This window comes from Candidatus Accumulibacter necessarius, assembly GCF_036625085.1.
The window spans coordinates 79,477-105,442 of record NZ_JAZKUM010000004.1; the positions used below are offsets into that span (position 1 = coordinate 79,477).

Genomic DNA, 25,966 nt, shown 5'->3' on the forward strand with positions numbered 1-25,966 from the left:
TCATCGCCAGGCAAGTCGCATCAGCGCGTCTCGTCGCGGCGCTTGCCGGTTGAGGCGCGGTGGCTCCGGCGGGCTCTCCGCCTGGTGTACAGATTCATCAAGGGCGTCACGGAAATGCCATGGATGACGATCGAAACGGCCACTGCCGTCAGTGTCAGCGTGATCGCCTGCTCGACGACGGGGCCGGACAGCCCGTGGTTGAGGGCGAACATCAGATAGTAGATCGACCCGATGCCTCGGATGCCGAACCAGGAGATCAGAAAGCGCTGATCGCGCGACACCGATGCGCCGAGCAAGCCAAACCACACCGATAGCGGGCGGAGCACGCCGAACAGCAGCAGCAGGAAACCGAGGGTGGTCCAGTCGGGGCGCGCATAGGGCAGCATCGCGCCAACCACCAGAACGATCACCAGTTCGGCAATACGCTCGAGTTGCTCGTTGAAGCCGCGTACCGCCTGCCGCATATAGGCGCCGGCCAGGCCAGGATCGGTGGCAACGGCAAGGTGTGCCGTCTTGCCCTGCAAGCCGGCCGGCCCTTCTTTTGCAGCGCCCGGCGAGCCGCTGTCCTCCCTGACGCGCTGCAGGGCCAGACCGGCGGCAAACACTGCCAGAAATCCCAGAGTGTGGGCAAGCTGCGCCACGCCGTAGGCCAGGGCGACGAGACCGAGAGCCAGGAACTCATCCAGCCCGACGGCTTCCTGGTGATGGGTGCGCAGATAGAGCACCAGTTTGCCGATCATCGTGCCAAGCAGAGCGCCAATGCCGAGACCGCCCGCCAGCCCCCAGAGGACATCGATGGCGAACCATCGCCAGCCGGCGACTCCGAGATCGTGCAGACCAAGCAGACCGAGACCGAGAAAGACGAACGGGAAGGCGGCGCCGTCGTTCAGCCCGCCCTCGCCGGTCAGGCTGAAGCGCAGCAGGTCACGGTCTCCGGGCTCGTCGACCTGGACGTCAGACGCCAGCACCGGGTCGGTCGGCGCCAGAATTCCCCCGATCAGGACGGCGGCGCCCAGCGGTAGTCCCATGAGAAAGTAGGCGACGGCGGCGATCAGCCCGACCGTCAGCGCCATCGACGCAAATGCCAGGCGGACCGGCAAGCGCCACTGCCGGCTCGAAAGCGGCAGGCCCAGTTTCAAGCCGACGGAAAAGAGCGAGATCAACAGCGCGACTTCGGCAACACGTTCGAGAATATCCGGTACCTGTCGCGGGTCTGGCGTCATCAGCCCCCAACCGGCAGTGCCAAGGCCGAAGCCGACCGCCAGATAGAGCATCGAAGCGCTCACCGGCAGGCGCTTCAGCAACGAGCCGGCAAGGGACATGGTGACCAGCAACGCACCAATGACGAGCGCCCAGAGGGGGAAAGTCATCGCCCTGGCATCCGCATCGCCTGCCCGGGCACCGCCGCCGTTGGCTGGCGAATCCCCCTCACCGTGGGCGTCCCGTCAGTCCTACGACGCCGCACCGAGGACGAGGACCGCGTTCGTTCCTCCGAACGCGAAGGAGTTCGACAGCATCGTCCGCACGGCGGGGGCTTTGCGTGCCGCGTTCGGCACGTAGTCAAGGTCGCACGCCGGATCCGGCACCTGCAGGTGCATCGTCGGCAAGACAACCGCGCTCTCCATGGCCAGCAGCGACAGCACGCATTCGAGCGCACCGGCTGCGCCCAGCAGGTGTCCGTGCAGCGCCTTCGTCGCACTGATCGGAATACCGCCTGCCTGCTCGCCAAACACCGCCTTGATCGCCGCGTCTCGATCGCATCATTGGCTTGCGTCCCGGTGCCGTGCGCGTTGATGGCGTCGACCACCGAGGGCACGATGGCAGCCGCTCGCAGGGCCGCGTGGATCGCCGCCGCCTGTCCTTCGACGCTTGGACGCGTGATGTGACTGACATCCGTCGACAGCCCGTAACCGAGAATCTCCCCATGGATGGACGCGCCGCGTGCGACGGCGCGCTCCCACGGCTCGAGCACGAGCATCGCCGCGCCCTCACCGAGCACCATGCCGCTGCGGTTCTTCGCGAACGGCTTGCACGACGCTGACGGATCGATCGTATCGATGGCGGCGAGCGTATGCAGTGCCTCCCAGGCCTTCAGGGAGCCGAACGAAAGCGGCGCTTCGGCGCCGCCAGCGATCGCCACCTCCAGGTCACCACAGGCGACGCGCCGCCAGGCCTCGCCGATCGCCACCGCCGACGACGAGCAGGCGGTCGAATACGTCAGATTCGGGCCACGCAGATCGTGCTCGATGCCGATCCAGGCGGCGGGCGCGTTGTGCATGCCCATCAGCACGGTGAACGGCTTGATGCGATCCGAGTCGTCGCCGTAGAGTGTCTTGTAGCCGTCGTCGCTGGTTTGCGAGCCGCCCATCGCGGTGCCGACGAAGACGCCGGCCCGGCTGCGATCAAGCTGACTCAGGACATCGCACGCACCGGCTAGCGCCTGCCTGGCGGCGACGACGGCGAACTGGCTGACGCGGTCGAGCATACGCAGCTTCGGTGGCTCGAAATGCCCGGCGCCGTCAAAGCTTGCGCTGGCCGCAAGGGGTGCGACGAGTCGTGCGGCGAACGGGGCAGCGAGGCGGTGGATACCCGAGCGGCCCGCCTGCGCATTGGCAAACGCCGCGGCCGCGCCGTTGCCGAGCGGCGAGACGACACCCATGCCGGTGACCGCGACCCGCATCAACGCATGCCTGACGGGTGCATCAGGGCAGCGCCAGTCTGTGCATCGCCGCCCTGTTGTATTGCGGCAAGCTCGTCGATATGGCGAACCACGTCGCCGACGGTCGTCAGTGGCACCGAGTCCGGTGATAGCCGGATCCTGAACTGGTCTTCGACGGTGAACATCAGCTCGGCGACGCCGAGCGAGTCGATACCCAGCCCTTCCAGCGGTGCATCCAGTGTCACCACAGCCGGATCAAGCTGGTAGTCCTTGACCAGAATGGCTCGCAGTCCTTCGAGTGTTGTCGTCATCTGTTTTCCTCGGTGATCATCATTTCGTGTTTTCCAGACCCGCCCCGGCTGGCTGGCAAGGCGAACGCCCGGCCAGGGCGCGGCGCCGCCGACGCCGCGATAGGCGCCAGGGCGGCCATTGTCGCCGCGTCCACAGCGCAGCGGGTCTTGTCACCCCATTGCGCGCCCAGCGTCAGCACTCCTGGCCAGTTGCGTGCCAGCCCCATCAGCAAGGTGGTGGCAGCGGGACGCATCGCGAGGTGAGCGAAGACCGCGGCCAGACGCAGTCGCGGTGCAAACTGGCTGCGCCATGCTGCTGCATAACGACGGGCGACGTCGTCCTGCCAGGCCTTGCCGGCGAGCTGGTCGCACCGCTTGTCAGCGAGCAGCTGCGCACAAAGGAGCCAGGCGGACTGCAGCGCCATGCTCATGCCCTCGCCGATGATCGGATGCGCCTCGCCGGCAGCATTGCCGATGCGGAACAGCGGGTCGTCAGCGCGCAGGCGGACCCCTGGATCGAGCGGCCCGGCGGCCAGCCAGGGACCTGCACGCGACGCGGCCTGCAACGCCCGGCGAACGCCGCGACAGTCGCGCCGGAGCAGCGCTTCGACGGCATCGCCGGCGCGCAGCGCGGGCGACGCCTGTCGACAGGCTTCGAGACGGTCGCGTCGGATGCAGCAAGCAATGGTGGTCAGGCCGCCATCCGCCACGACCATGCCGCCATAGCCGCCGGCGAATGACAGTACGGGCAGGACGCCCTCGTCCAGCGACGCATCGCGGAAGTTCGCCTTGAAGGCCAGCAGGTCGGAAGCCCGGCGAGTCTCGCGCCGACGCTGACGATCCAGTGGCAAGGCCTCCCACGAGCCGTACGCAGCAATGGCCACCGGCGCGCGCAAGCTCACCGCCGCGCGCGTCTCCAGCGCCTCGACGGCGCAGTGCCAATCGCCGGCGACGCCTTCGATGGCCAGCGCGGACCAGGGCTGCAGTACCTGCGCGCCGGCTGCCCGCGCCTGTTCGAGAAGCAGGGTATCGAGGGTCTCGCGGCCGAGGGCTCTGCCCCATGGGTATTCCGGATGCGACATGGCCGGCAGATCGGCGACGACCATGCGCTCGCCGGACATCAGTGCGACCCGGCGCAGTTCCGGGCCGGCGCTCGCTGCGAACGCCGGTCCCACACCGAGGGCGGCGAGCAGCGGCAGGTTGCTCGCGGCAATGCATTCGCCGCAGACCTTGCGGCGCGGAAAACGCTGCTTCTCCACCAGCGCCACCGACCAACCGGCGCGCGCCAGCAGGATCGCTGCCGAAGAACCAGCCGGACCCGCGCCAACGACGATCGCATCGAAGTGAGTGCGCATCAGTTCACCGCGGCGCGCTCGGCGCGAAAGCAGTGGCTGAAAAGGCCGGCAGGATACTCGCGCAAGCGCCATTCGGCCGGGCGACTCGGCCACAGCGCGCTGAGTTCACTGCCGTTGAAGCCTGCATGGACGCTGAGCACCGCGTCTTCGCGCGTCACCGCGTTGACGCCGAGCGCCCCGAGCAGATGGCTGCCGGCAAGCGCGAACCAGGCACGCCGCGGCTCGCAGGCGAACAGGCGATCGCTGCGCGCAGCGATCGCACCGAGCAGTCCAGCGAGGTCCGCATCCTCGAAGTGGTGCAGAAAGAGGTTGGCGACGACCAGATCCCAACGCGCCGTCACGCTGTTCGGGAGGAGTGGGTCCCTGAGGGCGGCCGCCCAGTCGAGGACGTCGCGAACGGTCGGCACGACCTGCCACCCCAGTTCAGCGTAGCGTTCGATCGTTTCGCGCTCGACCAGGGGCCTGGCGTCGAGCAGGGTCAGGTCCACCGGCGGCCACGCCGGCGCCAGGCGCCGGGCAACGCCGAGCAGGAGGCTGCCATCGCCGGCACCGATTTCGAGCACCTGCAGCGGCCGCGTCGCTGGTGTCGACCCCATTGTCGCGCGCAAGGCGCGCGCCACGATCGAACGGGTGGCCATGGCACGATGCACGCGCCGCAGGTCGCGACGCGAGCGCTTCGCTGCCGGGTCGTCGGCAGCCAGGCCGTCGAGAATCTCGGCGCCAACCACCCTTGGCATGGCCATCAAGGCTTCCTTCGCCCGGTCACCCGGGAGTTCATGGCGGAGGACCCCATCAGCTCACCCGCAGCAAGGCGCCGTGGCAACTGAAGCCAGCGCCGAACGACGACAGCCACCACCAGCCGGCGGGCGCTGCGTCGGCCAGCGCCGCTTCGAGGACGAAGTAGACGAAGGCGCTCGACAGGTTGCCGTACTCGCGCAACATCGCCGCACTGTAGCGAAAATCATCGGCTTCAAGCCCGAACTCTCGCTCGAGCGCGAGCAAGACGTCACGCCCGCCCGCGTGCAGGATCCACGCGTGCACGTCGGTGGCGCGCAGGCCGGCGCGGCCGAGAACGGTATCGAGCACCTGTCGCGCATAGGCCGCCGCCAGCGCCGGCACGGCGCGCGTCAGGATGTTGCGCAGCATGCCGTCGCGCTGCTCGAACATCAGCGCCTGGCGTTGGCTCGGCTCGATCAGCGACGTACTGTCGATCCATTCGATACGGCGCCCGGCGGCCGGTTGCCGCGAGAGAATCGCCGCCCCGGCGCCGTCGCCAAACAGACAGGCACTGATCAGGACGCCGGGGTCGTTGTCGAGGTACATCGCGGCGCTGCTCACCTCGACGCAAATCGACAGGACATGGGCGCACGCGTTCGACGCCAGCAAGGCGTGCGCGAGCTGAAGATTCGGCAGCGCCGCGGCACAGCCCTGGCCGACCAGATCGAAGGCGAGCACGTCGGCGCGCAACCCGAGACGCTCGACCACATGCCCCGACAGGCCCGGACACAGGTAGCCGGTACAGGTGCTGACGATGACCGCACCCAGGTCCGGTGCGGTCAGGCCGCTGCAGGCGAGGGCGCTGGCAGCGGCGCGCGCCGCAAGCGCCGGCGCGTGCGCAAGAAAGCGCTGCGCCAGCGTGTTCGGGTCGATCGCGAAGACTTCTTCGAGCGAATCCACGGCGAGCCGGCGTGCCTCGATGCCGTTGTCGCGCTGCAGGACGGCGCGCGCCACGCAATGGGCACGCGCGTCCAGCCGCGCGAACCAGTCGGATTTCTCGAAGGCGGCCAGGCACTCCGCCTTGGTGTAGCGCGTTGCCGGCGTTGCCGTGCCGATGCCTCGGAAATACATCTCTAGCGGGTGTTCATCGGAGCGAGTACGGTGCCGTAGCCAGGATGCTTCTTCACGCCACGGTCGTCAGCGAATCGCCGACAATGTCGCGCACCAGCGTCGTTTCCGCTTCAGTCCGGGTCTGCGCTACGAGAACGACGTGGCCACTGCGGATGGCATCCAGCACGAGATCGGAGAACTTCCCTTCTTTCTTCTCTTCCGGCTTCTCGGCACCGACGGCGGCACCCACCAGGCCACCCAGGGCAGCTCCCCAGCCGAGCATGGCCAGCGGCCCGATCAGCGGGCTGGCGACGAACAGCGTCACGTTGGCGGCGATCAATGCCACTTCTGCGACAACCCCGAGGCCAGTGCCGACTGCGGCACCGACGGCACCATCGACCAGGACATCCTTTAGGGCTTCGTCGTCCTCCACCATTTTGCTGTTGCCCGCAGCATGCGCGTGATCAACGATCCTGACCTGTTCGCGCGGCACACCGGATCCGACCAAACGGTCGCAAACGGCTTCGGCTTCGGCACGACTGGTGTAAATCCCGCTGATGATATGAGTCTGCTGATCCATGATGATGTCTCCTGCGTGTGGATGGAACGTGGGATGGCTTGCGCCAGGGCATCGCGTAGCCAGTGCCCGCTGGCCGACGCGATCCAAGGTTTGATAAGTTCCCGCGAGCAGGCAGCCATCGTAGCCAGGGAGCGCACGGGTGTATGTGCGCCAGCGAACCGAAGGTCGGCTGCGGGGAGGCATGGGGTGTACTCGCCGACAACGTTCCAGGATTTTCTCCAAGTGCGTTGCAGAACCGCGCGGTGCCCTTCGGCTGCCGAGGTCCTGCCGCGAGCCGCCGCGCCGCACGTATTTCTCGCCTGCGGTAAGATGGCGCACCCGGATCTACTCACTTGCAGCCCTGGCCCCGGGTCAGGGAACGCTGATCGCCTCGCCGGCCGTTGGCAGGCTCGCCCAATCAACCGGTGCGGGCTTGACGGCAGCCAGATGACCTCGCTCCGAACTCTTCTCCGAGAACCATGCAAACACCTCTCGATCGCCCTTTTCTCTCGCTGATCCTGCCCGTGCTGAACGAAGCGGCGACGCTTCCAGCTCAGTTGGCGGCACTGCAGGGGCTGAGGACGCGCGGAACGGAGCTGATTGTCGTCGACGGCGGCAGCGGCGACGGTACGGCAGAGCTGGCGCGGCCGGCCGCAGACCGGCTGCTCGATGCGCCGCGCGGCCGCGCGACGCAGATGAACGCGGGAGCGAAGGCTAGCCGGGGCGAGGTTCTGCTCTTTCTGCATGCCGACACGACGCTGCCGCCGGCGGCCGACGACCTGATCCGCAGCGCAATTGCCACCGGTGCCGCCTGGGGGCGTTTCGACGTGTGCATCGACGGCCGCCAGCCGCTGCTGCGCATCGTCGAGCGGATGATGAACTGGCGCTCGCGGCTGAGCGGCATTGCCACCGGCGATCAGGCGATCTTCGTTCGTCGCGATTTGTTCGAGCGGGTTGATGGCTACCCCGAGCTGCCCTTGATGGAGGACATCGCCCTGTCGAAGCGGCTCAAGCGGTTTGCGCCGCCGGCCTGCCTGCGCCAGCGCGTGATCACTTCCGGGCGCCGGTGGGAGAAGCATGGCGTTCTGCGCACCATTCTGCTCATGTGGCGTCTGCGGGCGAGTTATTTCCTGGGTGCCGATCCACAGCAACTGGCGATTCGCTATGGCTATGTGCCGCGTCAGAGCTGAACCGCTGGCCATCGCCATCTTCGCCCGGGCGCCACTGCCCGGGGCCGCCAAGACCCGCCTGATTCCCGCCCTGGGGGCAGCCGGCGCGGCCCGGCTGCAGCGCCGCCTGACCTTGCATGCGCTGGCCGTCGCGCGGCGGGCAGCGATCGGCAGCGTCAGCCTGTGGGGGTCGCCGGATGACCAGCAACGCTTCTTTCGCGCCGTCCAGCGCTGCTCTGGCGTCGATCTGCGCTCGCAGTCGGGCCCTGACCTGGGTCAGCGCATGGCCAACGCCTTCGCGGCGCAGGCCGGTCCCCTGCTGTTGATCGGCACCGACTGCCCGGCGCTGCAGCCGGCGCATCTGTCGGCCGCCGCCAGCGCTCTGCTGGACGATTGCCAGAGCGCCAACGACGCGGTTTTCATTCCCGCCGAGGATGGTGGCTACGTGCTCGTTGGCCTGCGTCGCCCGCAGCCGGGCCTGTTCGCGAGCATCGATTGGGGCACCGAGCGGGTCATGGCGCAGACGCGGCAGCGTCTTTGCGAGCTGCGCTTGCGCTGGGCCGAGCTGCCGCCCCTGTGGGACCTTGATCGGCCGGGCGACCTGGCGCGCCTGGCCACCCTGGAAGGATTTGCCGCATGGATCCGATGAACAACCGGCGTCGCCGGACCTCACTGGCGCTGCTGGCGACGCCGGTCATCAGCGCCTTCAGCCTGCTGCCGACGCCCGCTGCCCGCGCCGAGAGTACTGGCGTTGCGCGGGTGGATCTGCCACGTTTCTCTGCCGAGCCGGCGGGTAACCGGCTGCCGGCGGGGTGGACGCATCAAACGCTGCCGTCCGTTGAGCGAGCGAACCGTTTTGACCTGCTGGCTGACGACGGCCGGACGGTCCTGCGGGTGCTGTCCGATCGCTCCGCGTCCAGCCTGGCGCTGGCGAAACGGATAGATCCCGCGGCCACGCCACTGCTCAGGTGGCGCTGGCGAGTCTCGCATCCCGTAGCGGGCTCGGACCTGCAGCGCAAGACGGGCGATGACTATGCGGCCCGCGTTTATGTGCTGTTTGATCTGCCACCCGAACGGCTTGGCGTCGGCGACCGGATGAAGATGGCGGCGGCGCGCCTGCTGCACGGTGCCGAGCTGCCGGCGGCGGCGCTGTGCTACGTCTGGGGTACGGCGCAGGCGGCCGGCGAGTCGGGATGGAATGCCTATACCGATCGCCTGCGAATGATCGTCGTCGATTCCGGGAAGGCTCATGCCGGGCAATGGCGGGACGTCGTTCGCGATGTCGCCGCGGATTTCCGTGCCGCCTTCGGCGACCCCCTGCCGCTCATCTCGGGCATTGCTCTCGGTGCCGATACCGACAACACCGGCGAACGCGTCGAAGCCCGCTTCGGCGACCTCTGGTTCGAGGCCCGGCGGTAGCCGGGCGGTGCGGCATGAAACCAACCCGGCCCAACACTTGGGCCAGCAACGCCTGCGGAGGAATCGACTCGGGTTGTACGGCGGCGTGGATACGAGAATGGCGCCTACAGATCCTCGGGCGAGAGGCCTGTGTGCTTGGCAATGCGGGCAAGCATGCGCGGGCCAAGCTCTTCGCCGTCGTGAAAGGCAAAGACACAATCCAACCGCTCTGCGATGGCACGTAGAGTCAACACCCCGGCTTCGGCATCGCCTCTTCGGCATGCCGGCCGTAGTGGCGTGTGGAGCGAGGGGTCAAGCGGCACTTCCAGCAGAGCGAACGCGGGCCTGAGGAGGGCTACCTGCTGAGTGACACCTCGTACGTGGTGATCTCGTACGGATTGCCATCCGGGTCCGCGAAGTAGAGCGACACCGAGGCCTCGTGATCCTCGACGGTGACCGCTCCAGGCAGTTCGTGCTCGAGATGGGACTGCCACTGCCTGAACAATGAGCCGTGGACGCGCAAGGCGATGGTTGACCTGCATGGTTTGGCCGGACGCTCGAACAGGGCTATGTGGATCTGTGCTGACTCGTCCTGGAGCGTGAGCGGCCCACCGTCGTTGGCCCAGAACTCCAGCTCAGGCGTGCGCCTGAGTCCGAGCACGCGCTCATACCAGCGCTCTGACTCCGCCCGGTTAGCGACGAAGACGTGAATGTGGTCGATAGCCAGGAGCTTCGGAGGCATGGGTGTGGGTGGTAGGAGACGGTGCGTTGTGTCGCCTAACATTTGGCTTGAGGGGCGGCCGGAGCCCGAAGGGCGGAGGGTACCTGCAAGCGCAGCTTGCAGGCCGTCCCCTCGAAGCGATGATTAGCCCTCACGCGGCACCCAGTACAGACTGAAGCGTTCTTGCGCCAGAGGGCGAAAACAACCAGCCGAGTGCTCCGCAGTTGAGCACAACGGTGGCCCAAAAGGTAGCTTGAAAGGAAGCCTTCGCCGACTTGTGCCGAAGCAGCCGCTGTGCCGCCAAGGCGCCGGGCCACCCACCGAGAAGAGCGAATAAGTGCAACGTGCTTTCTTGTGTTCGCCATTGATTTCTCAAGGCGGCTGACTTGTCGAAGGCGTAAGCGAAGAAGGCCACGAGACTTGCAACAAGGTAGAGCGCAAGAACGACAACCGGGAGGCGACCGGCGATAACTGCCCCAACAACAAATGCCAGAAAGCAAACGGCAAATAGCGGGGGGATGTTGCTGCGACCGGGCGGGGTCGACGGAGTGGGCTTTTCACCGACAAACGCAACGGTATTCGCCTGCGCTCGGCCCTTGCCGTCGGTTTTGAGTTCGTAGGTTACGAGTTCGTTTCCTTCCGGTCGGCGCTGGCGATTGGAAAAGGAGCTGATGTGTACGAAGACTTTCTCCCCACCCCCATTGGGTGTGATGAAGCCGAAGCCTTCGTCATCCGTCCATTTGGTGATACGACCTTGGTAGCGCATGGCAAGTGGGTATGAGGGCTTGTAGTGGAAGTGAGGGGGCGAGCGGCTTCATTGCGAAGCTCCCCTCGACTGCCAAGTTAGCCCTTTCGCTCCATGGTAAGAAGCCTCGCAGCAAGGCCGAGAAAGACAACACCCATCAGGCGCTCAAGCATTACCTGGCGACGGGGACTCGATAGTAACCATTGCCCAAGGCTACCGCTGGCGATAGATAAAGTAGCCTGGACTAGTAGGCCGAGAAACGCCAAGACCGCGCCAAGGCCAACGACTTGCTGGAAGATCGACCCATAGGATGGGGAGGCAAACTGCGGAAGAAACACGCCAGAAAACAAGATGGCCTTGGGGTTTAGCAAATTAGTAATGAACCCACGGCGGAAATTTTCTACAGGGGAGCGAGCGGTAACTTGAGTGCCTGCGACGAACGGTTTTGAGCGAAAGGATTTATACGCGAGAAAGATCAGGTATGCGGCGCCGCCGAAGCGGATGACATCAAAAGCAAGGGGCGACGTGGCTACGATTGCCGCAACTCCGGCAGCAGCAAAGACTGAATGAGCAAACATGGCCAACGAAATGCCGGCAGAAGCCCAAAGCGCAGGTCTTCGACCCTCAGAAACGCCCGTGGCAACGATAAATGCCACATCAGGTCCGGGGGTGACGAGCAGAACCAAAGACGCCGCAAGGAAAACAGGCAGAACAGAAATGTCAAAGGGCATGGCGCCTCCTTTAAGTGAAAGGGCTAAGCTCAGGGGCGCGAAGCCGGCTTGCCGGCGAAGCGTCCCTCTCGAAGCGTTTGTTAGGACAGCGGCAGGCTGACGTCACTGCTTGTGCTTTGACATGAGCTGGTAGTACTCAGCTTCGGAGAGCAATCGCTCGGTGACCCAAAGCCCATGCTCTCCTTTATCGTTTTTCATGCTTCCCATCCTGTAGGCAGCAACATCTCCGGTGGCGGTGTCCAGCACCCATAAGAAGTTTGCGTAAGTTTTGTCACCAGCAGCAGGAGGCGCGATCGGTACGAAGCGACCAATCTCTAGTTTTTGCGGGGTTGATTGTTTTGGCTCTGCAGCGCTTGCGGGCGATGCTATTGATAAGCAACTGGCAACGAAAAAGACTAAAAGAAGCTGTCGCGCTAGATTCATAAAATTCTCCTGAGAAAAGAGAGCGGGGATGTCCTAACGTTCGAGGTAACCGGCGACCGGAGCGCGAAGCGCGGACGCCCGGTAAGCCGCGCTTGCCGGGCGTCCGGTTGACCGAGGGTGTGCGCCCAGCATGGGCGCGATGTGATGGGGTGGAAGTCCCCTGTGGGAGTACCGACATGATTTCATGATGAAGCCATGATAACTACTAGCCAAAGGCAAGGGCAAGGCCGCGAGGACTTGTCTGAAGGGTGAAAGCGGGGTTTGCAGGCTCACGCGCCTGCCCGCTTGAACGACGCGAGCGCTGTGAGCGGCTGCCAGCCGGAGCGCAAACGTGCGCGGCGACGGACAGGAACTGCATAGAAGGCCGAGGGAGCCGAGGCGAACTGGCACCTGACAGCGAAGCCCACCGGTACGGCGCCTACGGTAAATGCAGCGCTGGTGCGCGGAAACATCGCGTTCTTACCTGGGGAGACCTGATCGGCGAGCGAGGACTCGACGTTTCGCAGGAGCAGTGCGGACCGCTGCTATAGAAGAGGGCCCAGGCGCTGCGGCAGGCTGTCGGCCGCAGACGAGCGAACAGGGTGGCGAGACCCGCGACAACCTGTGGCGGGCGTGGAAGCGGGTGAAGGCCAACCGGGGAGCGCCAGGAATCGATGGCGTTCGCCTTGAGGACTGTCCCGCCTACGCCCGGAACCACTGGCCGGACGTGCGCGAGCAGATCAAACAAGGGCGATACGCCCCGCAGCCGGTGCGTCGGGTAGCCATCCCGAAGCCGGACGGGGGCGAACGGCTGCTGGGCATCCCGACCATCCTGGACCGGGTCATCCAGCAAGCCATCGCGCAAGTGCTGACACCGATCTTCGGGCCGACCTTCTCGGTATCGAGCTTCGGCTTCCGACCCGGCCGCTACGCACACCAGGCGATCCGGCAGGTACAGACCGACGTCAAGGCAGGCTATCGCATCGCGGTAGACCTGGACCTGGCCAAGCTTTTCGATACGGTCGATCATGACCGGCTTATCAACCGGCTGGGGCAAACCATCCGCGACCAGCGGCTGCTGGCCTTGATCGGAAGCTACCTGCGCGCCGGGGTGCTGGTCGGAGAGAACCTCGAGCCTAGCGAGATCGGCACGCCCCAGGGCGGTCCGCTTTCGCCACTTTTGGCAAACATTCTGCTGGACCAGTTCGACAAGGAACTGGAAAGGCGGGGCCATCGCTTTGCCCGCTACGTGGACGATAGGGTCATTCTGGTCAAAAGCCAGCGGGCCGGGGAGCGCGTGATGCAGAATCTCACGCGTTACCTGGAGACCCGCCTCAAACTCAAGGTCAATCCTGCCAAGAGCAAGGTGGCGCCGATGAGTGACTGCCGTTTCCTCGGATTCACCCTGCGCGGCACGAAGATACGCTGGAGCGACAAGCCGCTGGCAAACTTCAAGCACCGGGTCAGGGAACTGACGGGGCGAAGTTGGGGGATTTCCATGACCATTCGACTGAACAAACTGGGGAACTTCCTGCGGGCTTGGTTCGGGTACGTTGGCATCAGCCAGTATTACCGGCCGATCCCGGCGCTGGATGAGTGGCTGCGCCGCCGCGTGCGCATGTGTTAGTGGAAACAGTGGCGCTGGCCGTGGACGAAGATCAGCCACCTGGTGGCTTTGGGCGTCCGCCTGAAGACGGCGATCCAGCATGGCGTCAGCAGCCAGTGCTACTGGCATATGGCGCGAACCCCGGCGGTACAACAGGCCCTTTCCAATGCCTGGCCGGAGGCGCAAGGCGTCCTCAGCGTCAAGGCCCGGTGGTGCAAGGCCCAGGGCTACTCGGCTCAAGTCACTTCGTCGAGCGCGCCAACTCGTTGAACCGCCCACTGCGGACCCGCAGGGTGGGTGGTGTGGGGGCCGGAGGAGAGAAACCTCCGGCTACCCGATTAGCCCCCGTGCTCATAGTGGCGGACGCTCTTGATTAACCCACAACTGGACGGACGCCCGTAGCCACTGATGCTTTGCATAGGCAGCCAACCTTTCTGGTACCGAATCACCGTTAAAGACAAGGCGACCGAGCATAAGCGCAAGGTCGACGTCGGCGATGCACCACTCACCGAACAGGTTCTCAGAGTTGGCAGGGAGCAACGACTCTGCGGCCGCGAACAGTTTCTGGGCGGACGTCCGCGCCTCAGCAGTGAGTGGCGTAGGTGTTGGACCGTAGAACACGACCTCCGTGGAGCGCTCTTGCCTAATGGGCATGAGGTCGCTGCGAAGCCAGGCCTGAACTTGACGCGCTCTCGCTCGGTTTTGCGGCTTTGCCGGGTAAAGCGGCGTGCCGGGAAAGACATCGTTGAGATACTCAGCGATTGCTGAGGACTCAGACAGCGAGAAGCCGTTGTGAGCCAAGGTCGGCACGCGGTGAGTGAGCGACGTGGCGGCGAAGTGTGGCTCGTGGTTCGCCTTGGCCGTGAGATCCACGGTCGCGATTTCGAACGGCAAGCCCTTCTCATGCAGAGCCACAAAGGCCGACATCGCATACGGGCTTGCGAACTGGGCATCAACGTAGAGAAGGAGTTTCGGGGGCGGCAATGGAGGCTCCTGCGGGGGCTAACGTGCGAATTCAGGGACGCTGCGCGGCCTTATCGCGCAGCGTCCCGTGGAATGATGGGTTCGGCATCTTATGCATAGGGATTAACGGCTCCATATGTTTTGATGTGCTCAATGAGTTCGCCAGCGTACCAAGAGCCTGTGTCGGCTAGTTGCTTGATCGTTGGAATAGCTGCCGGTCCTTCGTTCATCGCGAGGATTATCGCTGCGCAATCTCGCGTGAAGGGTTCCAGCGATTTGTCGAGAACAATGCCTTCCAAGAGCTTAGATGCGTTGGGCAGCGATGAAATGATGGCCTCTACCGATTGACCGACAGCACCACGAGAAATGGAAGACTCTTCGTCGATGAACTCCAGAAGCTTCACAACTTGCTCGCGGGAAAACCGCGCAAGCAAGTTCTTAGCGTGAGCCTTAGTTTCAGCTGTGATTGCTTCGCCGAAGTAGGCGATGTCACCATGCCACGGAATGTGTGCGAGGAAGTAGACCAACACAGGAGGAATCTCCTGGGCCGGCGTCTCAACAAGATGCTGAATCAACCGGGTCCAGACTTCAAGAACATTCGGATAGCGACGGAACAGGACGATCAACCCGAGGTACGACTCATCCGGCTTTGGGGAGCCAAAGAGGGTGAATGCTTCGGGTAGCGATAGATCCGGAACTTCACGAAGTACGTTCGGAACAAAAATCGTTGAGAAAGCAGATTGGTCGAAACGGTTTGCTCTACTGGTGCGGAAGCGAATGACGGTATTGGTCGGGTGGTCCTTTAGGTAGCTCTTGATATTTACCCAGTGAGCAACGCCAAGTGCAGGAACAAAGACAACACCCAAGACCGGAAGGGGATGATTGAGCCAGTAGTCCCGGTGGCTCTCAATCGGAATTAGGCACTCCTCGCCGGAGGAGTTGTAGTACGACGGGCCAGATTTGATCTGTACGGCGACTTGCCGATTTAGCGGCCTTTCGTCACGTATGAGTTCAATGAGCCCGTCAATTCCAAGATCGTTTTCTCCTTCGATCTTGTGAAACAACGAGCCAGCACCTTCGACCGCCGAGCGGACGAAATTGATTCCGTTCTTTGCTGTGACGTTCGTCTTCTTGTACAGGACCATAGAGATCAAGACGCTGAACGTTCAAGGTGACCGGCGCTGCGCGGCTTCATCGCGCAGCGTCCAGCGACCGAAGGGAGCGAGGTCGACCGCCGGGTGTGCGCCCAGCATGGGCGCGATGTGATGGGGTGGAAGTCCCCTGTGGGAGTACCGACGTGACTTCATGATGAAGCCATGATAACCACTAGCCGAAGGCAAGGGCAAGGTCGTGAGGACTTGTCTGGAGGGTGAAAGCGGGGTTTGCAGGCGCATGCGCCTGCCCGCTTGAACGACGCGAGCGCTGCGAGAGGCTGCCAGCCGGAGCGCAAAAGTGCGAGGCGACGGACAGAAACTGCATAGAAGGCCTGGTCTGCGGGCGAGTTGGCACCCCATGACGAAGCCCATCGGATACGGCGGACAAGGTAAATGCAGCGCTTGTGCACGGAAACATCGCGTTCTTACCTGGGGAGACCTGATCGGCAAGCGATTGCCGACGTTTCGCAAAAGCAGTGGGGATCGCTGCTCAACAGAATGATCCGGGCGTTGCGGCAGGCTGCCGGCCGCAGACGAGCGAACAGGCAGTGAGCGAAGCGAAGGCCATAGCGCGACGGCGAGCAATCGCCGGCGTGACTGATCAGGAGTCAGCAGAGGCCATAGTAGCTGCACCGAAAGGTAACGCGAAGGGCCGAACATGAACAGCAAAGGAGGATCCGTGAGTTACTCGAACCCGACAACGAACCCGACCGGGGAAGCCGGGGATCGGCGTGATCTTGCCCAGCCAGCCTTGCACGACGCCCCGCAGGAAGTTTGTTTGGGGAAGGACTTGATTGGAAGAAGGAAAGATGAAGAAAAACGGGCCTGGCTCACACATCAGGTGACATCTGGTCCTGTGGCCCCGTTTCCTCAAGCACTGCCTTCCGCGGCCGACCGCGCGGGCGAATTTCTCGCCGCTGTCCAGTGGCCCGTTCGATACTGTCGATGAACCGCGCATCCCCGAGCGGCTGCCCCTGATCCAGGGCCATGCGGATGTCGCTGATTGCGTCGGTATCCAGTTCCGGGCGGAACAAGGACCGATAGTTCGCCAGCCGGTCAGCCTCGTTTGTCCCCAGACTGGAATACACCACATGCGGAGTCAGCAATGAGTCAGGTTGCCCCAGTCCGTTCGCCCGATAACTGCTCCAGCGATAATGCGCCGGGTCATCGACCATCGTTGCGCGCACGGGATTGAGTTCGATATAGCGCTGACAAAGAAGCAGATAGGCATCGGCCTGCACCAGAGAAGACTTGTAGCGGCTGTCCCACAAGGTGCCGGTGCGATGGTACGTCTTGTTGATGTACTGCACATAGCGCCGGCCCAGCGAAATCATCAGCCGGGAGACAGCCTCGGGTTCCGGCGGAGACAGCAAGAGGTGCACGTGGTTGGTCATCTGGACGTAGGCGTGCAGCGCGCAGCCGGTGGCCTTGCACGCCTCGCCCAGCCATTCGCGGTAGACAAGGTGGTCTTCCTCGGCGAAGAAGCAGGCGTCGCGGTTATGTCCCCGCTGAACGACGTGCAGGGGAAGGCCTGGGAGATGGATGCGGGGGCGACGGGGCATGTCGTTGAGGATAGCAGGTTCTGCCAGTTAAATCGAGCCTGGCCCCTTTTGTTGCTTTTTTCTTTGCAGGCTAGCAAAAATGACTTGAACAAGCATGGTCTGGGGCATGTGATCATGAAAGGTTGCGACTCGTAATCATTCACTCCCACTCCGAAGGATAAGAAATGGGATTACTCCGTTTCGTGTGGAACCGCCTCGGCGCCACAACTCCTCCCGCAGAGCCCTTCGGGCGCTCGACCCCTAGCCCCGCCCCCGAGGGCGAGGAAGCCCTCGCCGCCGGACGGGCTCGGGAGCTGGCCGCAAACAGCCGCGACCAGCCCCAAACCCTTGAGCGTATTAGCGTTTCGGACGCTGTCAAGGGTCCGCTTCGCCGGGCTTCGCCCTGCCGACAGCAAGCCACGAAAACTCAGTGGCCGCTTGTGGTCCCGTAGCGGCCAGTTCGATGGGAAACCGACGAAGTCGAGCATCAACGGCCGGATCAGACTGGAAACAGTCGTTCAGATGCTCTAGGCCACCGGCTCCCACCGACCCAATCCAGCCATTGAGCTTCGATTGGTCAATGTCCGCAACGCCCAGCAAGCAGACTGCAACGACGGGTTGGGCGTCACTTTAGGCATGTTTTTGCAAACTCGCGAAGTTCGTGCTCGTGCTGAAGCAAGAGTTCAAGGTCCATTGGAATCGCACCCGACAACTCATTGGCGATGCCATCGACAAGGACGCCCAGCGATCCACGGACTCGCACTACCCAGGGGTTGTTCCCGATCGTTTCGGAGTAGTTCTGATCGGCGTACTTGCGGTCGACGAAAGCGGGGAAGAACGTCTCGTATGCCTCAAGCGAGTAGCGGATGTGCACAGGAAGTTGGGCAAGCTCGGCACCCAAGTGCTGGTACGCGGCCCGATCGGGAAGATAGGCTGCGAGCTTAGCGAGCCGGTGGATGTTGTGACCGCAAGACCGAACTTCGCGGTAGGCCTCGGCCGGCGGCAAATCTTGGAGACTGAGCAACGCGTGGCTCTTCAAGCTGCACTCGCATGCCATGAGGAGGTCAACGAAGGACTTGGTGCGACCCATCTTGTGCATGAGTTGCCCGTTCTCCCAGAGAACGTCAAATCGCGTTGCGAAATAAACCGCGTCGCGGTGGAAATGCTCGGCGATCGAATGCAGCAGCGAAAGAGGCTTCTCTTGCATCACCCAGTGGAATGATGGGTTGGGCAGATGTTGCGGATCGGTTTGTGATTCATGGGTTATATGCATCTGAGTTCGGGCTTCCGAAATATCCGTGAGCGCGCGAATAGTTTTGGCCTCCAGAAGTAGATTGCTCAATCAAGCTCCGAGCAATGCAATTCTTGTATCGAATCCAGACCTTCTCGTGTGACGTCGTTGGAGTTGTTCGGCCATTTACGGCTTCGACAAAGTGATGCTGCGCTTCTGAGATTATTGGCAAAGCACCGGATTCGAGGGCCTCAAGCCAACAACCGTATTTTTGCAATAGCTCGACGTCTTGACCGGACATCGCTCTCGCTATGTCTTGATCAATTGCGAAGGGCTGCCTCAAAAATCCCTTGTGCAACGTTTTCACGTCCTCAGTCATAGCGATGCCCAACGTCACCGCTCAAGGGCGCTGCGCGTTCTTTGCGCGCAGCGTCCCTTGGAGCGCCGAGTTGGGCTATTACTTTGCATTTAATCCGGTAGAGTAGAGAACAGACTTGTCATTCTTTAGGCATAACCTAGCTGTTACCGCCCCTTTCGTCTGGCGGTGCCTCAATAGCCTTGCCATAGTTTGCGTCGCCTGCCCTCCCTCATCAAACCGTGCATGCGATTTGCCCGCACACGGCTTTCCGATGTTCTTCACACCGAGGCATGCGCCGTGTTCCAGCCTGCCGTCATCGGGACTTTGTACAGCCCATAGTTCGCATAGAGCTTCTGACGCGGAAACCGTAATAGCGCGGTCCCCCGATCACTGATCTTGTAACGGTTCATCAGGTGCGTCCGCAGACGTTCTTCCGCCTGCGTTTTCACCTTGCCGAGCACCTTGCTGGAATTCCGGTAGTGGAAATAGGCTACCCACCCGCGAAGGCTGGCATTCATATTCCTCACCACGTCACCCAGCGGCACTGGCGTGAGCCGTCGATCCGTCTGTTGCTTGATACGTTCCTTGATTTTCGCAAGCGATTTTGGCGCCGGGCAGACATGCGGATAACTTTTGCCCGACTTCCAACTCTTGCTCACCCTGATTGCAAATCCCAGGAAGTTGAAGCTTTCCTTCCGGGCATCAATGATGCGGGTCTTGGTCTCGTTTAACGTGAGTTCAAGTCGATCCAGCACTCGCCGCACCGTGGCGAGGGGCGCGTCAACTTCGCCCCCGCACAGCACGACAAAATCGTCCGCATAGCGAACGATCCGCGCCTTCAATTTCCAGCAGAGTTGATGCCTGTCCCAGATCCGATCCAGCAGATGCAGGTAGCAGTTCGACAACAGCGGTGAAATCACACCCCCTTGCGGAGTGCCTTTGCTGTTGGCTTTGCCACCGCCGACATGCTTCCGTGTGCCGTCCGCGTCCTCACCAATGACCGGCGCTTTGAGCCATAGCTTGATGACGTGCAAAATCGCACCATCAACAATGCGCTCGGCCACCACGGCCAGCAGTTTGGCATGCGGAATGCTGTCAAAGTATTTCGACAGATCGGCATCGATGACTTCCGTGTAGCCGCGATAAAGCGCTTCGGCAATTGCATCGACCGCATCGTGGGCCGATTTCTTCGGCCTGAACCCGTAAGAGTTCGGACAGAAGTCGGCTTCAAATATCGGTTCGATGACGAGCTTGACGGCCATCTGGGCAACACGGTCACGGATCGTCGGTATCCCCAGCGGACGCAGGCTGCCGTCCGCTTTAGGGATCATGACGCGCTGTACCGGACTGGGGTGGTAGGTCTTTTCTTTCAGGTCTTGGGCCAGCTCCGACAAAAACGCGTCTATCCCTGTCGTCTGCTCTATGGCCTCGAAGCTGATCCCATCGACACCGGGACTTCCCTTGTTGGCGCGGACAAGGCGGTAGGCATGATTGAGGATGTCTGCTCGCCAGACCTTGTCATATAGCGCATAGAAGCGATAGGCCGGTTCCTGCTTGGCCTTGGTGTAGAGCTTCCTCTGTAGTGGCCTGATCATTTCAGGGGTGGTTAGCATGACGCAATCCCCTTCTCCTTCACTCTTCGGTTGCATGAACAAAGTAGGGTCCCTTCCCTCGTCCGGGGTTGTGTTGTCCCGCGAACTCCAGCAGTACTATGAACCCCTCCGACTCCCGCTACGGTCTGCGGCGCTTTCGTTTCCTTATACGCTTCAGTCGGTGGTCTCCCCACCACCGTAACGGGTCTCCCGTGCTGCACGGTATTTCCTCCACAACATGCCACCCCTGCTACCCCGGGAGTCGATGGACGCCACTTCCGTTATTCCAGCGTCCTTCCAGCGGCCTTCCCCTTCAGGATACAGGGTCGGCTTCCCCATTTAGTGTGACGAGGCTACGTCTAGGTTCACTTGCGTTGCGGCCTGCTGCTTTGCCCTGGGAAACTTACGACCTCCGATTACTCGAACGCCGCTTCCCGGTGCTAGAAAGGCGTACGGACAACTCCTTTCACGGGACTTTAACCCGCTGGATATACCGCCGATCACGGCGAACACCCTGAAAATCATCTAGCCGGCCTCCCACCAGGTGAGACGGTGGGGTTAAAGTGAGTTTGCGAACTTGCATTAACCACAGGAGGCCGGACATGAAATATAGCGGAATTGACCTGCATTCAAACAACAGCGTGGTGACGGTGACGGACGAAAGAGATCGGGTGGTGGCGGAGAAGCGGCTGCCGAATGACCTATCGAAGATTGTCGCATTCTTGCTGCCCTGGCGCGATGAACTGGCGGGCGTGGTCGTTGAATCCACCTACAACTGGTACTGGCTGGTCGATGGTTTGCAGGAAGCGGGGTTCGAGGTGAAACTGGCCAACACTGGCGCGATCAAGAAATACGACGGTCTCAAACACAGTGGCGACGAGGCGGACGCCCGACAATTGGCGCACCTGCTGCGCTTGGGGATCCTGCCCACGGGTACGATTCTGCCGCCGGAACACAGAGCGACACGTGATCTGGCCAGAAAGCGCATGCAACTCGTACGCAGCCGCACCAGTCACATCCTGGCCATCGAGAACATCTTGGCGCGCGAACGGGCGGTCAAGATCACCAGCAACCAGATCAAGCGCCTGACGGCGGTCGACGTGGATCAGATGGGACTGTCGGCGGATGTCGCACTGGCCGTTCAAAGCAATCTCGCGGTGGTGACCACGCTCGGTGCGCAAATCGAACTGCTGGAAAAGCGTCTGCAAGAGAAGCTCGGGGAACGACCCGAATACGCCTTGCTGACCAGCGTTCCCGGCATCGGCCGCATTCTGGCCGCGATCATCCTGCTGGAGACCGGACCGATCGAACGCTTCGATGCGGTGGGCAATTACGCGTCCTACGCGCGCTGTGTCGATAGTCAGCGCCTGTCCAACGGCAAGAAGAAAGGCGAGGGCAACGCCAAGAATGGCAACAAGTACCTGGTCTGGGCTTTTGTCGAAGCCGCCAACTTCGCCTTGCGCTTCAATGCCGAAGCCAAACGCTTCTACGAACGAAAGAAGGCCAGAACCAATAACGTGGTGGCGACCAAGGCGCTGGCGCACAAATTGGCACGGGCCTGCTTCCACATCCTGAAGGAGCGCGCACCCTTCGACACGAGGCGCTGCTTCGCATGAGTCACGACGGCGGCGGCAAGCCCGGTAAGGGGCCTGGACGACGAGCCATGAGCCTGAATGGGATGCCGCTGTCCGTCACCCGGGCAGCAACGCGGATCGCCCGTAACGTGAGCCAGCAAGGGGTTGGCGCCGGGAAACCGGCAGCCACGAGTCTGTGCAATCCAGTGGACACGAAACGGCACCAAGGTTCTTCTGGGGCGGCGTGGCCGCCAGGGCGAAGGCAGAGCACCGCTGATCGCTTGATCCTGATGGGTGACTGGCGCGATTCGTCGCAGCCATTATCTGAAGAAACGGGCGCGGTTCAGATGCTGCAATGGGAGAGCTTGAGACATTGGGATAATCGACCATCGCATGGGTCATCATGGCTGCGGGCGGAACTGCTTCGCCCGCAGCCATGATCCAGCGTACGGTCTCTACGCGGCGTCAAGGGTGCGCTTCGCCGGGCTGCAAAAACGCAGCCCGCCCTTGACCCCGCTCCGAGACAATCGGCTGCCGACCGTGCGACGGACATTCCAATACCAATCGCGCTATTGGCGCGAGAGTTTTGTTTGCACACTTGACACGGGCCGGCTAATGGGTGGCCCCTTTGATTGCCTTGATTGCCTTCTTTGATTGCCTTTGATTTGATCCTTTGATTTGATCTGCCGCGCCGAAAGCGTCCGGCCTTGCCGCTCGCGTATCCGCGGCAGATAAACCTCGTTGGACCGAAGCGCCTCGACGGCGGTACTTATGGGGATTGTAAGCGTCCGGTGCTTCGGGTCAAGCCACGGGCAGGGGTCAGACGGGTTGGCCGGAGGCAGCCGAGCGGCTTCCTGCTGTTCGCGGGAGTGTGACAGGAACGAACAGGGCGCTCTGGCAGACAGACCGCAGCGCCAGAATCGTCACTTCGCCACGCTGCCGACGAGGCATCTCCTGGCGGCCGGAACTGCCATTGAGCACACGGGAAAGCCCCTCGCCAAGCGCTGACCGTTTTCATGGGGGTCCGCGAACCGATGCGCTCTGCGGCGCCGCCTGGCGCAGGGGCGGAATCGCCGCCGTCGGCACGAAGCGTCCCTCGTGGCAATGCGTGCAGCGCGCCCACGCGGCGCCGCCGACGCGCTGCAGGAAGTCTTCCACCGTCGCCGTGATCACCGGATCGGGTTCCGGTACCAACAAGGCCTGCCGTGCCAGCGCCAGCCTCGTTGCCTTCGCCGCCGGGGCCAGCAGGCCGTAGTGCCGAATCCGCTTGAAACCGCTCGGCAACACGTGCAACAGGCAACGCTCGATGAATTCCTCCGCCGGCACGCTGAGCACGCGCTTGCCCGGCGCGGCGCGTACCCGGAAACGGACCGTCGTCTCGTCCATCCCGACAAGACGCTCGTTCGAGATCGCCACTCGATGGGTATAGCGACCCAGGTATTCGAGGACCTGCTCCGGGCCGCCGAGGGGCTGTTTCGCATAGACCACCCAGTCGTGCGCCAGCAACTGCTGGCGCAGGGCCCGCCAGGCCTTCTCGTCGGCCAGCTCTGCCACCGGTGGCCGCCCCGAGCTTCGGGCTTCACTCAACGTCGCGATGAACTTGCCGCGAAAGACTGTTGACAGCGCACGACAGAACGCCAGTTTCCCGCCCAGCCAGCGGGGATTGGCGCCGAATTCGGTGAGGGTGGCCGACCCGACACCAAAGAGGACCTCGTAGATCACCCGCGGGCGTAGCGCGATCAGCGCATGCAGCGCGTGCGGCAGGGTGAACACCAGATGGAAATATGGCACCGGTAACAGCTCCTGGCGCCGTTTCGCCAGCCAGTGCTCCTTGGCTCGGGTCTGGCGCTGACCGCCGGGTGGCGTGGCGGGTTCTCCAGGAACGGCAGGTTCAGTTGCATGATGGTTCTCCTCAGAAGACGATGGACGGCGGAGGAGAGCGTCAACCAAAGTGCGGGTCCGGAGCAAGTCGGATAGGGAGGTCAAGCGAGTCCCGTCACGGTCGGGTGTCTTGCCGGGAGTCTGGTTAGTGCCCCCCCAATCGGTCCATTCTGCTGGAATGAGTGACCGGCTCTGGTCCGGCAGGATCAGCAGGAGACACGGGCCACTAGCTCGGCGCGTATAACTCAAGACCCGCAGGGCGCGACCCGCGAAAGGGTGGCCCGGGCGGACGATGGTGACCTGTTCGGGAAAGTCTTCGGAATGGGTAGTGTGTCGCGGTTTCCTTCGACAACGTCGGTCACGACATCCTGATGGCCCGAGTGGCCAGAAAGGTAAGCGACAAGCGGTTGCTGGCCCTCATCGGCCGCTACCTGCGGGCGGGTGTCATGATTGGTTTCACGCTTCAACCCAGCGAGTTGGGAACGCCGCAAGGTGGACCTCTCGCCGCTGCTGGCCAACATCCTGGTTGACGATCTGGATCGGATTCTGGAAGGGCGAGGCCACCGCTTTGCGCGGTACGCCGACGACCTCGTGGTTCTGGTCAAGAGCGAACGGGCCGGCCAGCGCGTCAAGGCCAGTCTCACCGCCTACCTCGGCCGGCAACTCAAACTGCCGGTCAACGAGAAGAAGAGCCAGGTGGCAAAGATCGAGCAGTGCGTCTTTCTGGGATTCACCTTCAGGAAGAAGAAACTGCGCTGGTCGGCCTGTTCATGAACCGCCCGGTGCGGACCCGCATGCCGGGTGGTGTAGGGAGGGCCGGTTAGACGCCGGCCCTTACCCGATTGGGCGCCTGTACCGAAGAGTACGCCATCAGCTTGCAGATGTGCTGCGCCCCTTCGGGGACCGGCTCGCCGCTGACTTGGCGCTCGGCAGGGGGCGCTCGGTGAGACGGCCGGTGACGTACTTGTGGAGAACGCTGGCGATCAGCGTTTGATACGGAACGCCTTCTTCGAGTGCCCGGACCTGAATGTCACACAGATCCCCCGACGACAGACGGATGTTCACACGGCGGTCTTTGATGGCAGTGGCACGCGCAGCCGCCTTGAACTTGGCAAGCTCAGCCTTGGTAGCGACCGAGTTAAGCTTTCCCCTGTCGAACGCAGCAAGAACTTCTTCTTCGTAGGCATCAGTCTTCGGCATCGGCTTCACCTTCGTTTAGATAGTCCCGAGTCGCTTTGCGACTGGGGATGATTGTCTTGAGGAAGAAGTAGTTTTCCTCCTCGACGAACGGCACCAAGTAAGCGTAGTTGTCCGCAGCGACGACGAGGATGCGCTGCCGCGGGTACTGCGCTTGGTTCGGATGGGCCAGGATGTCAAGGAGCCCGCCGGACTCGATTGCCACCACGACGCTCTCGAAGGAAATGCCCCGATCAACCTTGAGCGCTTCGTTCTTCTCTGTGCCCCACCGGAATGGCTTCATTGCGGCATGCTACACCGCTGTGTGCCTTTTGTCACCAGATGACCCCTGAGACTGAGACACCCAATCGGGATAGGAAGAAGCCTCACGGCCCCTCCTTCCCACACCACCGGACGTACGGGTCACGTATCCGGCGGTTCTATGAATTGAATTCCTACCGTGGTGGCGCCAGGTTCGGTAGTCCCAAGTTGATGAAGAAGCGCAATGGTAGCGCGATTGCCAATGCCGGTGTCTTCGACAGCCGCCACGGGCCATGAGCTGACTTGCTGGTGTTCCACGCTTCGCGCACCGATACCCCGCGCTTGCGCAACTCCCGATAGCCAGCCGGCCCCCATTGTTTCCAGAGTTAGCAGCGCAACTTGCGTCGTACCCACTTGTCGATGTCACGCAGAGGACTCAGCACCTCGGCAATGCCAAAGTACGCTTTCCAACCAAGCAGGGTTTGTCTCGGCTCTGCGACGATAGCGCCAATGCTGGTGCCTCGCGTACGACGGGTCAGTTCCCGCACCCGGTCCTTCAGCTTGTCGATGGCCTTGTTGGCGACCTTGAGCCTCGCCCCGTTGCGACTGACCGTACTCAGACGGTCATCTTTTCTTCTGCGTCCTTTCCAATCTCGGCCCATTGGGCATGAACTGGAAGGGCGACTGCGAGTACAGCGGATGCAACTAGTACGTGTTTCATATGTCGATTCACAGGACGAGTGAGAAGGAAGACAGTTTAAAGCGAGCATCGG

26 protein-coding genes and 3 pseudogenes are annotated in these 25,966 nt (G+C 62.6%); 7 read left to right on the top strand and 22 right to left on the bottom strand.

Going from position 1 to position 25,966, the window contains the following annotated elements:
- Positions 1 to 20: 20 nt before the first annotated feature.
- From V5B44_RS11485 to V5B44_RS11520, 7 genes are read right to left on the bottom strand one after another with little or no spacing between them, the layout of a single operon-like run.
- On the bottom strand, positions 21 to 1,370 hold the full coding sequence (locus tag V5B44_RS11485; RefSeq protein ID WP_332359180.1) for a cation:proton antiporter: 1,350 nt from the start codon (positions 1,368 to 1,370) through the stop codon (positions 21 to 23).
- A complete protein-coding gene (locus V5B44_RS11495; protein ID WP_434735438.1) occupies positions 1,367 to 2,680 on the bottom strand; it encodes a beta-ketoacyl-[acyl-carrier-protein] synthase family protein in 1,314 nt (437 codons plus the stop codon). The genes V5B44_RS11485 and V5B44_RS11495 overlap by 4 nt, the downstream gene beginning before the upstream one ends.
- Positions 2,680 to 2,970, bottom strand: coding sequence for an acyl carrier protein (locus tag V5B44_RS11500; RefSeq protein ID WP_332359181.1), 291 nt, complete (start codon positions 2,968 to 2,970; stop codon positions 2,680 to 2,682). Before V5B44_RS11500 ends, V5B44_RS11495 begins: the two co-directional genes overlap by 1 nt.
- Positions 2,967 to 4,304 carry an NAD(P)/FAD-dependent oxidoreductase gene (locus tag V5B44_RS11505; protein WP_332359182.1) on the bottom strand — a complete coding sequence of 446 codons (1,338 nt, stop codon included), beginning with the start codon at positions 4,302 to 4,304 and terminating at the stop codon, positions 2,967 to 2,969. Before V5B44_RS11505 ends, V5B44_RS11500 begins: the two co-directional genes overlap by 4 nt.
- A complete protein-coding gene (locus tag V5B44_RS11510; RefSeq protein ID WP_332359183.1) occupies positions 4,304 to 5,047 on the bottom strand; it encodes a methyltransferase in 744 nt (247 codons plus the stop codon). The genes V5B44_RS11505 and V5B44_RS11510 overlap by 1 nt, the downstream gene beginning before the upstream one ends.
- A gap of 49 nt (positions 5,048 to 5,096) precedes the next feature.
- Positions 5,097 to 6,152 carry a 3-oxoacyl-[acyl-carrier-protein] synthase III C-terminal domain-containing protein gene (locus V5B44_RS11515; protein WP_332359184.1) on the bottom strand — a complete coding sequence of 352 codons (1,056 nt, stop codon included), beginning with the start codon at positions 6,150 to 6,152 and terminating at the stop codon, positions 5,097 to 5,099.
- 52 nt (positions 6,153 to 6,204) lie between these two features.
- Positions 6,205 to 6,711: a hypothetical protein gene (locus V5B44_RS11520; RefSeq protein WP_332359185.1), complete on the bottom strand. Its 507-nt coding sequence runs from the start codon at positions 6,709 to 6,711 to the stop codon at positions 6,205 to 6,207.
- 458 nt (positions 6,712 to 7,169) lie between these two features.
- Here V5B44_RS11520 and V5B44_RS11525 point away from each other — a divergent pair, with 458 nt between their 5' ends.
- From V5B44_RS11525 to V5B44_RS11535, 3 genes are read left to right on the top strand one after another with little or no spacing between them, the layout of a single operon-like run.
- Positions 7,170 to 7,880: a TIGR04283 family arsenosugar biosynthesis glycosyltransferase gene (locus V5B44_RS11525; protein WP_332359186.1), complete on the top strand. Its 711-nt coding sequence runs from the start codon at positions 7,170 to 7,172 to the stop codon at positions 7,878 to 7,880.
- Complete coding sequence (locus V5B44_RS11530; protein WP_332359187.1) at positions 7,855 to 8,508, top strand: TIGR04282 family arsenosugar biosynthesis glycosyltransferase; 654 nt, start codon at positions 7,855 to 7,857, stop codon at positions 8,506 to 8,508. Before V5B44_RS11525 ends, V5B44_RS11530 begins: the two co-directional genes overlap by 26 nt.
- Positions 8,496 to 9,278, top strand: a complete 783-nt coding sequence (locus V5B44_RS11535) for a DUF3047 domain-containing protein (RefSeq protein WP_332359188.1) — start codon at positions 8,496 to 8,498, stop codon at positions 9,276 to 9,278. The genes V5B44_RS11530 and V5B44_RS11535 overlap by 13 nt, the downstream gene beginning before the upstream one ends.
- Positions 9,279 to 9,382: 104 nt before the next feature.
- On the opposite strand, the pseudogene V5B44_RS26650 reads toward V5B44_RS11535, so the two are convergent.
- The 5 genes and pseudogenes from V5B44_RS26650 to V5B44_RS11555 all read right to left on the bottom strand — a co-directional run.
- Positions 9,383 to 9,478 (bottom strand): annotated as a pseudogene (locus tag V5B44_RS26650) (type II toxin-antitoxin system HicA family toxin); the annotation flags it as partial.
- A gap of 134 nt (positions 9,479 to 9,612) precedes the next feature.
- Positions 9,613 to 9,999, bottom strand: coding sequence for a VOC family protein (locus tag V5B44_RS11540; protein WP_332359189.1), 387 nt, complete (start codon positions 9,997 to 9,999; stop codon positions 9,613 to 9,615).
- Between the two features lie 130 nt (positions 10,000 to 10,129).
- Entirely contained in the window at positions 10,130 to 10,744 is a 615-nt protein-coding gene (locus V5B44_RS11545) for a cold shock and DUF1294 domain-containing protein (protein WP_332359190.1), read from the bottom strand.
- A 77-nt stretch (positions 10,745 to 10,821) separates the two neighbouring features.
- On the bottom strand, positions 10,822 to 11,454 hold the full coding sequence (locus V5B44_RS11550; protein ID WP_332359191.1) for a LysE family translocator: 633 nt from the start codon (positions 11,452 to 11,454) through the stop codon (positions 10,822 to 10,824).
- Between the two features lie 102 nt (positions 11,455 to 11,556).
- Positions 11,557 to 11,877 (bottom strand): hypothetical protein, encoded by a 321-nt coding sequence (locus V5B44_RS11555; RefSeq protein WP_332359193.1) that lies wholly within the window; start codon positions 11,875 to 11,877, stop codon positions 11,557 to 11,559.
- A 511-nt stretch (positions 11,878 to 12,388) separates the two neighbouring features.
- On the opposite strand from V5B44_RS11555, the gene ltrA (V5B44_RS11560) reads away from it, so the two are divergent.
- Both ltrA (V5B44_RS11560) and V5B44_RS11565 read left to right on the top strand, forming a co-directional pair.
- Complete coding sequence (gene ltrA / locus V5B44_RS11560; RefSeq protein ID WP_332359194.1) at positions 12,389 to 13,483, top strand: group II intron reverse transcriptase/maturase; 1,095 nt, start codon at positions 12,389 to 12,391, stop codon at positions 13,481 to 13,483.
- A gap of 42 nt (positions 13,484 to 13,525) precedes the next feature.
- Positions 13,526 to 13,732 carry a maturase gene (locus V5B44_RS11565; protein ID WP_332359195.1) on the top strand — a complete coding sequence of 69 codons (207 nt, stop codon included), beginning with the start codon at positions 13,526 to 13,528 and terminating at the stop codon, positions 13,730 to 13,732.
- Positions 13,733 to 13,813: 81 nt separating this feature from the next.
- Here V5B44_RS11565 and yfcF read toward each other — a convergent pair whose 3' ends face one another.
- The 6 genes from yfcF to ltrA (V5B44_RS11590) all read right to left on the bottom strand — a co-directional run bounded on the left by yfcF (position 13,814) and on the right by ltrA (V5B44_RS11590) (position 20,322).
- Entirely contained in the window at positions 13,814 to 14,446 is a 633-nt protein-coding gene (yfcF, locus tag V5B44_RS11570; RefSeq protein ID WP_332359196.1) for a glutathione transferase, read from the bottom strand.
- Positions 14,447 to 14,535: 89 nt separating this feature from the next.
- The gene (locus V5B44_RS11575) at positions 14,536 to 15,570 is read right to left on the bottom strand and encodes a DUF4365 domain-containing protein (protein WP_332359197.1); all 1,035 of its coding nucleotides are present in this window, start codon (positions 15,568 to 15,570) and stop codon (positions 14,536 to 14,538) included.
- 839 nt (positions 15,571 to 16,409) lie between these two features.
- Positions 16,410 to 17,141 (bottom strand): transposase, encoded by a 732-nt coding sequence (locus V5B44_RS11580; RefSeq protein ID WP_332359198.1) that lies wholly within the window; start codon positions 17,139 to 17,141, stop codon positions 16,410 to 16,412.
- Positions 17,142 to 17,745: 604 nt separating this feature from the next.
- Entirely contained in the window at positions 17,746 to 18,462 is a 717-nt protein-coding gene (locus V5B44_RS11585) for a hypothetical protein (RefSeq protein WP_332359199.1), read from the bottom strand.
- The gene (gene maoP, locus V5B44_RS26655) at positions 18,377 to 18,730 is read right to left on the bottom strand and encodes a DUF413 domain-containing protein (protein WP_434735439.1); all 354 of its coding nucleotides are present in this window, start codon (positions 18,728 to 18,730) and stop codon (positions 18,377 to 18,379) included. Before maoP ends, V5B44_RS11585 begins: the two co-directional genes overlap by 86 nt.
- Positions 18,731 to 18,987: 257 nt before the next feature.
- Entirely contained in the window at positions 18,988 to 20,322 is a 1,335-nt protein-coding gene (gene ltrA, locus V5B44_RS11590; protein ID WP_332358919.1) for a group II intron reverse transcriptase/maturase, read from the bottom strand.
- A 581-nt stretch (positions 20,323 to 20,903) separates the two neighbouring features.
- Here ltrA (V5B44_RS11590) and V5B44_RS11595 point away from each other — a divergent pair.
- Positions 20,904 to 21,917, top strand: a complete 1,014-nt coding sequence (locus V5B44_RS11595) for an IS110 family transposase (protein WP_332359200.1) — start codon at positions 20,904 to 20,906, stop codon at positions 21,915 to 21,917.
- A 972-nt stretch (positions 21,918 to 22,889) separates the two neighbouring features.
- On the opposite strand, the pseudogene V5B44_RS11600 reads toward V5B44_RS11595, so the two are convergent.
- A pseudogene (locus tag V5B44_RS11600) lies at positions 22,890 to 23,726 on the bottom strand (IS91 family transposase); the annotation flags it as partial.
- Between the two features lie 362 nt (positions 23,727 to 24,088).
- On the opposite strand from V5B44_RS11600, the pseudogene V5B44_RS11605 reads away from it, so the two are divergent.
- Positions 24,089 to 24,518: pseudogene (locus V5B44_RS11605) on the top strand (reverse transcriptase domain-containing protein); the annotation flags it as partial.
- Between the two features lie 108 nt (positions 24,519 to 24,626).
- Here the strand turns inward: V5B44_RS11605 and V5B44_RS11610 are convergent.
- The 3 genes from V5B44_RS11610 to V5B44_RS11620 all read right to left on the bottom strand — a co-directional run bounded on the left by V5B44_RS11610 (position 24,627) and on the right by V5B44_RS11620 (position 25,855).
- The gene (locus tag V5B44_RS11610) at positions 24,627 to 24,956 is read right to left on the bottom strand and encodes a hypothetical protein (protein ID WP_332359202.1); all 330 of its coding nucleotides are present in this window, start codon (positions 24,954 to 24,956) and stop codon (positions 24,627 to 24,629) included.
- A complete protein-coding gene (locus V5B44_RS11615; RefSeq protein ID WP_332359203.1) occupies positions 24,943 to 25,236 on the bottom strand; it encodes a toxin in 294 nt (97 codons plus the stop codon). Before V5B44_RS11615 ends, V5B44_RS11610 begins: the two co-directional genes overlap by 14 nt.
- Positions 25,237 to 25,579: 343 nt before the next feature.
- Positions 25,580 to 25,855, bottom strand: a complete 276-nt coding sequence (locus V5B44_RS11620) for a group II intron maturase-specific domain-containing protein (RefSeq protein ID WP_332359204.1) — start codon at positions 25,853 to 25,855, stop codon at positions 25,580 to 25,582.
- Between the last annotated feature and the right edge of the window lie 111 nt (positions 25,856 to 25,966).

Bases quoted from the DNA above. Each gene is read 5' to 3' on its own strand.
- V5B44_RS11530 (WP_332359187.1), top strand. From the start codon at position 7,855: ATGGCTATGTGCCGCGTCAGAGCTGAACCGCTGGCCATCGCCATCTTC.
- maoP (WP_434735439.1), bottom strand. From the start codon at position 18,730: ATGACTGAGGACGTGAAAACGTTGCACAAGGGATTTTTGAGGCAGCCC.
- V5B44_RS11615 (WP_332359203.1), bottom strand. From the start codon at position 25,236: ATGAAGCCATTCCGGTGGGGCACAGAGAAGAACGAAGCGCTCAAGGTT.
- V5B44_RS11580 (WP_332359198.1), bottom strand. From the start codon at position 17,141: ATGCCCCGTCGCCCCCGCATCCATCTCCCAGGCCTTCCCCTGCACGTC.
- V5B44_RS11495 (WP_434735438.1), bottom strand. From the start codon at position 2,680: ATGCGGGTCGCGGTCACCGGCATGGGTGTCGTCTCGCCGCTCGGCAAC.
- V5B44_RS11620 (WP_332359204.1), bottom strand. From the start codon at position 25,855: ATGGGCCGAGATTGGAAAGGACGCAGAAGAAAAGATGACCGTCTGAGT.
- V5B44_RS11515 (WP_332359184.1), bottom strand. From the start codon at position 6,152: ATGTATTTCCGAGGCATCGGCACGGCAACGCCGGCAACGCGCTACACC.
- V5B44_RS11555 (WP_332359193.1), bottom strand. From the start codon at position 11,877: ATGAATCTAGCGCGACAGCTTCTTTTAGTCTTTTTCGTTGCCAGTTGC.
- V5B44_RS11610 (WP_332359202.1), bottom strand. From the start codon at position 24,956: ATGCCGAAGACTGATGCCTACGAAGAAGAAGTTCTTGCTGCGTTCGAC.
- V5B44_RS11500 (WP_332359181.1), bottom strand. From the start codon at position 2,970: ATGACGACAACACTCGAAGGACTGCGAGCCATTCTGGTCAAGGACTAC.
- V5B44_RS11595 (WP_332359200.1), top strand. From the start codon at position 20,904: ATGAAATATAGCGGAATTGACCTGCATTCAAACAACAGCGTGGTGACG.
- V5B44_RS11575 (WP_332359197.1), bottom strand. From the start codon at position 15,570: ATGGTCCTGTACAAGAAGACGAACGTCACAGCAAAGAACGGAATCAAT.
- ltrA (WP_332358919.1), bottom strand. From the start codon at position 20,322: ATGCTAACCACCCCTGAAATGATCAGGCCACTACAGAGGAAGCTCTAC.
- V5B44_RS11510 (WP_332359183.1), bottom strand. From the start codon at position 5,047: ATGGCCATGCCAAGGGTGGTTGGCGCCGAGATTCTCGACGGCCTGGCT.
- V5B44_RS11505 (WP_332359182.1), bottom strand. From the start codon at position 4,304: ATGCGCACTCACTTCGATGCGATCGTCGTTGGCGCGGGTCCGGCTGGT.
- V5B44_RS11525 (WP_332359186.1), top strand. From the start codon at position 7,170: ATGCAAACACCTCTCGATCGCCCTTTTCTCTCGCTGATCCTGCCCGTG.
- V5B44_RS11545 (WP_332359190.1), bottom strand. From the start codon at position 10,744: ATGCGCTACCAAGGTCGTATCACCAAATGGACGGATGACGAAGGCTTC.
- V5B44_RS11520 (WP_332359185.1), bottom strand. From the start codon at position 6,711: ATGGATCAGCAGACTCATATCATCAGCGGGATTTACACCAGTCGTGCC.
- V5B44_RS11540 (WP_332359189.1), bottom strand. From the start codon at position 9,999: ATGCCTCCGAAGCTCCTGGCTATCGACCACATTCACGTCTTCGTCGCT.
- V5B44_RS11550 (WP_332359191.1), bottom strand. From the start codon at position 11,454: ATGCCCTTTGACATTTCTGTTCTGCCTGTTTTCCTTGCGGCGTCTTTG.
- V5B44_RS11535 (WP_332359188.1), top strand. From the start codon at position 8,496: ATGGATCCGATGAACAACCGGCGTCGCCGGACCTCACTGGCGCTGCTG.
- V5B44_RS11485 (WP_332359180.1), bottom strand. From the start codon at position 1,370: ATGACTTTCCCCCTCTGGGCGCTCGTCATTGGTGCGTTGCTGGTCACC.